General features: G+C 44.4%; 7 protein-coding genes and 1 pseudogene. 6 read left to right on the top strand and 2 right to left on the bottom strand.

The window, feature by feature from the left end:
• From P378_RS22025 to P378_RS19760, 6 genes are all read left to right on the top strand, one after another.
• Positions 1 to 530 (top strand): hypothetical protein (locus P378_RS22025; protein WP_238473249.1); only part of this gene is annotated, 530 nt, incomplete at its 5' end.
• Positions 506 to 997, top strand: coding sequence for a hypothetical protein (locus tag P378_RS22020; protein ID WP_238473248.1), 492 nt, complete (start codon positions 506 to 508; stop codon positions 995 to 997). The genes P378_RS22025 and P378_RS22020, both read left to right, overlap by 25 nt.
• A 5-nt stretch (positions 998 to 1,002) precedes the next feature.
• A complete protein-coding gene (locus P378_RS22015) occupies positions 1,003 to 1,569 on the top strand; it encodes a DUF1998 domain-containing protein (protein WP_238473247.1) in 567 nt (188 codons plus the stop codon).
• Positions 1,570 to 1,572: 3 nt separating this feature from the next.
• Positions 1,573 to 2,412, top strand: a complete 840-nt coding sequence (locus tag P378_RS13980) for a DNA adenine methylase (protein ID WP_099083684.1) — start codon at positions 1,573 to 1,575, stop codon at positions 2,410 to 2,412.
• A gap of 15 nt (positions 2,413 to 2,427) precedes the next feature.
• Positions 2,428 to 2,715 carry a hypothetical protein gene (locus P378_RS13975; protein WP_099081871.1) on the top strand — a complete coding sequence of 96 codons (288 nt, stop codon included), beginning with the start codon at positions 2,428 to 2,430 and terminating at the stop codon, positions 2,713 to 2,715.
• Entirely contained in the window at positions 2,716 to 2,880 is a 165-nt protein-coding gene (locus tag P378_RS19760) for a hypothetical protein (protein ID WP_180260905.1), read from the top strand.
• A gap of 509 nt (positions 2,881 to 3,389) precedes the next feature.
• On the opposite strand, the pseudogene spo0A reads toward P378_RS19760, so the two are convergent.
• Together spo0A and spoIVB are read right to left on the bottom strand one after the other, a co-directional pair.
• A pseudogene (gene spo0A, locus P378_RS13970) lies at positions 3,390 to 4,159 on the bottom strand (sporulation transcription factor Spo0A).
• Between the two features lie 180 nt (positions 4,160 to 4,339).
• A complete protein-coding gene (gene spoIVB / locus P378_RS13965; protein WP_099083683.1) occupies positions 4,340 to 5,638 on the bottom strand; it encodes a SpoIVB peptidase in 1,299 nt (432 codons plus the stop codon).
• Position 5,639 lies beyond the last annotated feature (1 nt).

The following is a 5,639-nucleotide window of genomic DNA, read 5'->3' as shown; positions in this document are numbered from 1 at the left end:
GCGAACAATACGGCGAGAACTTCATAGCGTTTGCGCAAGCTATGGATTTACCAACCGATGAGACAATCAGGCAATTCCGCGAAATCTGCAAGAATGTCTTAGCTGAAGGCAAGCGTGATGAGTATATTAACAACGACAAAGAAACGCCGGCGTTTGATGTTTTCTACCGCGAAGGCTTTATTCCCTCATACTCGTTCCCCAAAAATGTTGTACGGTTTTTCGTTGAGAAAGAATCTGAACGTGGTAAAAACGCTCCTCGGGATATTCAATATGCGCCAGAGCGAGATATTGCGGTAGCTCTTAGTGAATACGCACCCGGTCGCTTTGTTACGATAGACAAAAAAATATTTAAGAGCGGCGGCATTTACGCCAATCCTCGACCGAGGGGTTTTGAAACGAACCAAGCCGAGTTCTATTTCAAGAACAATGACTATTATAAAGATATCTACATCTGTTCCGATTGCAACTGGTTTGGCTTGAAGCAAGAGGATTCTCCCGGCATGGTTTGTCCGTATTGCGGCGCAGCATAGTTCGGAATAAGATGTTGCGTCCTTGGGGATTTTCTCCTGTCAAAGGTGATGAAGTAAAGTTCGAAGACGAGGATGAACAATACACCTATGCTGAGGCTCCATATTATTCCTATGTACCCGAAGACACAAGGATGGATAATTACGGGCGGAGCAATATCCGTTTTGCTAATCTTCCTGACAGAAAAGTATTGACTGTTAATATGGGAAAAAGTAAAAACGGCTTCAACGTCTGCAAAAAGTGCGGTGGCGCAGAGGTCGCAGATGCGAACCCCAACGGGACATTTTCTTTCTCGCAACCATACCACGATAACCACCCTTTGTGCCGTCACGATGGTACTGTAGCTACCAATATCTTTCTGGGGTATGAATTCTTGACGGATATGTTCATGTTGGACATATCTACCATTCCGCGAAACTTGTGGGCAACAGCAATGCGGAAGAGAAAAGCATACTTCGGGCGGCTGTAACGACCTTGCACGAAGCACTAAAGAAGGCTGTTTCGCTTGTTCTTGACATTGATTACAATGAAATCAGCGGGGGCTGGCGTCCGAGAATCAAGAGCGACGGGAACTCACATATTGAAATGTTCTTTTACGACAATCTCACCAGCGGTGCAGGCTATTCGTCTCTGATTGGCTCGATTCTTGACAAAGTGCTTGATAGGGCAAGAAAGATTCTTTCAGAGTGTGAATGTTCACGTTCCTGCAAGAACTGTCTGGACAATTACTGGAATCAGAGGAACCATCAATTATTCGACAGACATTTAGGTCTGCAACTACTCAACTATGCTGAATTGGGGCAGTTGCCTGACGAATATGATGTCAACGGGCAGAAAGCGTTGCTTGTTCCGTTGAGAAAACTAATATCAGAAGATAAGGATACGCCTCAGCCTAATCCTCCTATTGCTTTCGAGGTTGTTCCTGCTCTTCTGAAGAAACCTGAGAACACAAGCACGAGGATGTTCCTTAATCCTTATGATTTGTCGGATTGGCTGCCCAACGCCTTTATGACATACAGAAACTTAATAAGCGAGAGGTAGAAAATGGCTAAGTCACTTTCGCCGCTTCGCTATCCGGGCGGCAAATCAAAAATCTATGGCAAGGTAAAAAACCTTATTGAAGCCAACACACTGGGCGACAGAACCTACGTAGAGCCTTTTGCGGGGGGATTCGGTATAGGGATTGGTTTGTTGTGTGACGACATCGTACAGTCGGCCGTTATTAACGATTTTGACTCGCACATTTACCACTTTTGGTACTCTGTACTTCATCACACAGAAGACCTGCTCAAAAGGATTACGGATACTCCTATAACCTTAGAGGAGCGGGAAAAGCAGAAAGCGGTTTATAGGGATAGCTCTGCCGATGAGGTGAGCGACGGTTTTGCAACGCTGTTTCTGAACCGCGTGAACTTTTCCGGCGTTATCAAGGGCGGACCCATAGGTGGGCTATCTCAGAACGGTGCATATAAGATTGATTGCCGCTTCAATAAGAGTGAGATAGTTAAGAAAATCGAACGGATTGCTCTGCTTAAAAACCGTATTGAACTATACAACTGCGACGCAAGTGAGCTTATCACCGTTCGCTTGCAGGACACGATTTGCACATCGTTTTTCAACATAGACCCGCCGTATGTTAAGAAAGGACGGCAACTCTATGCCAATTACTTTAAGGAAGAAGACCATAGAAGCCTTGAAAGAATCATAACCGAACACTTAGGTGAAACCCGATGGATTGTGACATACGATGATTGCGACTTGATTCGAGACATCTATAAACAGTACCATATGACAGAGTACGGTATTCAGCATAACGCAGGCGGCAGTGTTAGGGGAAAAGAAATTGTTATTACGAACATACCTGAAGGTTCATTTGCTTGGTAAGGAGGGGGTGCTGTTATGCTTGGAGCAATTATCGGCGACATTGTAGGGTCGCATTTCGAATTCAACAACCACAGGAGCAAGGACTTTGAACTGTTAGCCGAAGGTTGCTTTGCCACCGACGACAGCATAATGACCCTTGCCGTTGCCAAGGCAATTATGGAAGCGACGAAATCCAAAGAGCCGACCGCTCGCGGTTATGACCACAACTACCACGCCCTGCTTTCCGACCTAACCGTCAAGTATATGCAGAAAATCGGGCGCAAGTATCCGAACTGCAGATTCGGCGGTATGTTCTATCGGTGAGTGTTCAGCGAAGACCCCGAACCCTATAACAGTTTCGGCAACGGTGCGGCAATGCGGGTAAGTCCTGCCGGATTTGCCGTTCACTCCGAATGGGAAGCGGAAGAACTCGCGGAAACGATGACCGCCGTTAAGTTAAGTGGTTATGCTCTGGTAACTGCCAGTTAGAGGAAACCACACGGGCGAAGTTATACGTTGCTATTACTCAGGCATTTTTTAGTGTAGGTATTGTTGTCGAAGGCAATTTTAATAAAACCGTCCCGGGAAAACACTATGGGCGAGTTAAAGGAGAGAGGCGCTATCCTTTGCGGGAGAACGCCCCTCTCTTCCTTTTTCCGTATCGGTTTGGGGTATGGTTCAATAAGTTTCCCTATTAAACACGTCCTTTTGCAGGGCGTGTTTTGTTATGTGCTGCTTCTTTTTATTGCGGGCTGGTCAATAGTGGTTACACTGATGTTCAACCATAAATATTCCTTAAAGCCTTGATTTTACTGGATTTGTTCTCAAAAAATGCCATTTGTAGTGTAGATTTTTAGATGTGATTAAAGTCTTTATTTTCAATGCTTTGGGGTCTGGAAAAAAATGTTGGTTGAAAATCAGTTGAAAATCAGCTTACACATCTCATAGGAATAATATTAAAGGGAGTAGATGTAAGCTACTCCCTTTTGCAGTCCTTATTAACTTACTTTGCTTTCAATTCTCAACTTGTCCGCCACCATGGCGATAAATTCGCTGTTGGTGGGTTTGCCCCGCTCCAGGTTGATGGTGTAACCAAAGAATTTGGTCATCATTTCAACATTACCGCGATCCCAGGCCAGTTCAATGGCATGTCGGATGGCCCTTTCCACCGGCTGGGAGTGGTTTGATATTTTTGGGCAATCATGGGATAAAGTTCTTTGGTGACGGCACCCAGCAGATTCACCTCATTGATCACGCAAAGAATTGCTTCTCTCAAGTAATGATACCCTTTGATGTGAGCAGGAACTCCCATTTCGTGTATGATGTTGGTAACTGCAACATCTAAATTACGAGGTTTGGAGGTGGAAATATATTGGGAGACGGCCACCCCGTCCGCCAGTTGGCGCATGCGGGTTGCCAGGACAGAAAAGTCAAAGGGTTTTAAAATATAATAGTCTGCCCCCAGTTCTACGGCACGGGCCGTAATACTTTCCTGACCAAAGGCCGTCAGCATAATGACCTTGGGTTTATGGCCCACCGCACCGGTTGATATTTTTTCCAGCACCCCGATTCCATCCAGGTGAGGCATAATAATATCAAGCACCATAACATCCGGAACCTGCTGGTTGATGATTTCCAAGGCTTCCAAACCATTGTTGGCTATACCTACTAGCATAAAATCATCCTGCTGATTGATAAATTCTTTTAGTAATTCGCAGAATTCTCTGTTATCATCGGCGATTAACACCTTGATAGCCTTTCTAATCATATGTAAGACCCCGCCTCCTATTTTTTCTCTATTTTTTCCATAAAATGGAAACTGTTTTTGATGTTTTAAAGCATTCGACAGGCGGGGTTTAAACTCCTTCTTAAAAAAGGAAAAATTACCAAAAGCTTATATTTATTCAATTCGACAGATATTTTACTAAAAATCCAGTTCTAGATTAATTTAGCAGGCTATATTTGTCATAGCGCCAAATTCTGCGTAATTTCTTTCACTCACATGTTTGGGGAGAACTCCGGAATCATAGAGCATCCACTCTGCAAGCACACCATACCCTCTGGACGGATCATTAATAAATACATGCGTAACCGCACCCACCAACTTTCCATCTTGGATAATCGGGCTTCCTGACATACCCTGAATGATTCCCCCTGTTTTTTGTAATAATCTCTGGTCGACAATCTTTATAATCATTCCCTTTCCCTCAGTGCTGTGGGGATTTACCTGCTCGATTTGTATTTTAAACTTTTCAATCTTATCTCCTTTCAAAACTGTATAAATCTCGGCAGGGCCTTCTTTAACTTCACCGGCCATTGCCACAGGAACGGTTCCATTTCCATAAATATTTTTCGGTGCTTTGTTTAATTTCCCAAAAATCCCGCAATTTGTGTTTTTCGTGATAGTACCGGAAATATCATTTTCCCCTCGAAATACACCCATTTTTTCGCCGGGCTGGCCCTTTCTCCCTATTCTTATTCCTTCAATGCGGGCGGCGACAATTTTTCCCCTGTCCAAATTAATGGGTTGGCAGGTGTCTATATCACTGATAATGTGTCCCAAAGCCCCGTAGGATTTTGTCTGGGGGTCAAAAAAAGTCATGGTGCCCACACCGGCAGTACTGTCCCGGACAAATAAACCGATCCGGTAACGTTTCGTTTCGTTGCAGTAAATTGGTTTTATCCTGGTTTTGTAAATTTCTTTAGAATGCCTGTCTCTTAGTTCCATATCCAGTGATTTTCCGTCTTGCCCCAATTTGTTTATTATGTCCCTGACCTGGCTCTCTGTCTCTACTTTTTGCCCGTTGACTTTGATCAGCACATCCCCCAGTTCCACTCCAGCTTCCGCTGCCGGGTTGTGTCTGATGCCTTTTTCATCTACAATGGCGGATCTGCCCACCACCATCACTCCTTCGGATTCCACCATCACTCCGATGGCCTGCCCGCCTGGAATGACTCTTATTTCAGGCACTACACTGACCGTCATATGTCTAACCGGAATTAAGCCAAATAATTTTACTTGTACTTCCAATTGGCCCGGGTTTGCCGCCACCGGTGTGGTGCTTCCCAGATAAAATGTTGTAGGTTTTACTCCATTAATGGTAAACTCAAAATTATCCGCCAAGAATTTGGGTAAGTTAAGATCAAAATCCAATTTCTCTCCCACAGAAACTCTCTGATGTAAAGGTAATTCTTTTAACGTTTGGAACGGTAGCTGTAAACAAAGGCCCAAGAATATGACCGCCAAA

The organism is Desulforamulus profundi (genome assembly GCF_002607855.1).
The sequence above is the reverse complement of the archived record's forward strand: the minus strand, read 5'-3'. Positions and strand labels throughout refer to the sequence as shown.